We start from the raw sequence: 1,165 nt of genomic DNA on the forward strand, positions 1-1,165 counted from the left end.
AAAAGCCACTCTACTTTGACCCCTTTGGGCAAATAGAATTTGCTCACTTTGGTCACAATATTATTACCCCTTGTAAAGTCCTGGTGTAGGGGTCAATTTTATTTTACCCTTTTAGAGACTCTGGCTTTTCTTAGCCCTTAACTTACGCATGCTTTCGCCATATAATTCTATGGTATGCGCCGTATGAATAATTCGGTCAAGGATGGCGTCGGCTATTGTCGGATCGCCAACCATGTCATACCAGTTGGACGATGGGTACTGCGAGGTTATGATAGTGGATTTCCTTTCATGCCTGTCCTCAATAATTTCGAGCAGGATAGGACGTTCCTTGGCATCAAGAGGTACAATGAACAGGTCATCAAGGATGAGTAACTGGCAACGCTCAATCTTCTTGAGCTCAGTTTCAAGTGTACCTTTGACTTTGGCAACCTTCAGTGCGCCAAGCAGTTTGGGTGCATTGGCATAGAAAGTACGGAATCCCCTTTTACATGCCTCGTGGCCAAGGGCACATGCTATATAGCTTTTCCCCGTACCTGAAGAGCCGGTAATGAAGAGGTTCTGCCCCTTATGTACAAAGTCAAGGGTGGCGAGGCGTTCCATCTGATTGCGCTCAAGGCCCCGGTTTGTGGCATAGTCAATCTGTTCGAGATAGGCCTTGTATCGGAACGCCGCATTCCTGGTAAGCCGCACTATGGCAGCCTGGGCACGGTAATCCCATTCACGTGCAAGAAGCATGGAAAGGAAGGTGTCCGCGGTCATGGACTGTGGAGTGGTGCCGGCAAGGCTTTCCCTGAAAGCCTCCGCCATACCGTGTAATTTCATACGGCTCATCAAATCCAGTGATATGGTGTTCTGGTCCTGTTGTCCCGTTACGGGAGCTGTCTTATTATTTATTTCCATAATTTTAGCTTTATTGTTCCTGTTTGTCTTTTCTGTAATAGTCACGTCCACGTATATTCTTGTGGGTCAGTGGTATCGGGGATGTCATGTCAGGCTGTATCTTCCCATCCTCATCAGGGAGGAAATCCGCGTCTTCTCCCAGTTCAAGCACCTCTCGTAAGGCCTGATACCCGTATTGTAGCTTCTGTTCCGCGCAGGCGCAGGCAGCGACCAGACGGTCACGGCCGTATTTTTTCTCCAGCGTCAGTATGCCCCGACAGGATCT

General features: G+C 48.6%; 1 protein-coding gene and 1 pseudogene. Both read right to left on the reverse strand.

Going from position 1 to position 1,165, the window contains the following annotated elements:
- Positions 1-111: 111 nt before the first annotated feature.
- Entirely contained in the window at positions 112-900 is a 789-nt protein-coding gene (gene istB / locus HMPREF9420_RS12765) for an IS21-like element helper ATPase IstB (RefSeq protein ID WP_007136156.1), read from the reverse strand.
- Positions 901-910: 10 nt separating this feature from the next.
- A pseudogene (locus HMPREF9420_RS12770) lies at positions 911-1,165 on the reverse strand (IS21 family transposase); the annotation flags it as partial.

Source organism: Segatella salivae DSM 15606 (genome assembly GCF_000185845.1).
In the GTDB taxonomy this organism is placed as follows: Bacteria; Bacteroidota; Bacteroidia; order Bacteroidales; family Bacteroidaceae; genus Prevotella; species Prevotella salivae.

Coding starts and splice junctions, on each gene's coding strand:
- istB (WP_007136156.1), bottom strand. CDS start 900: ATGGAAATAAATAATAAGACAGCTCCCGTAACGGGACAACAGGACCAG.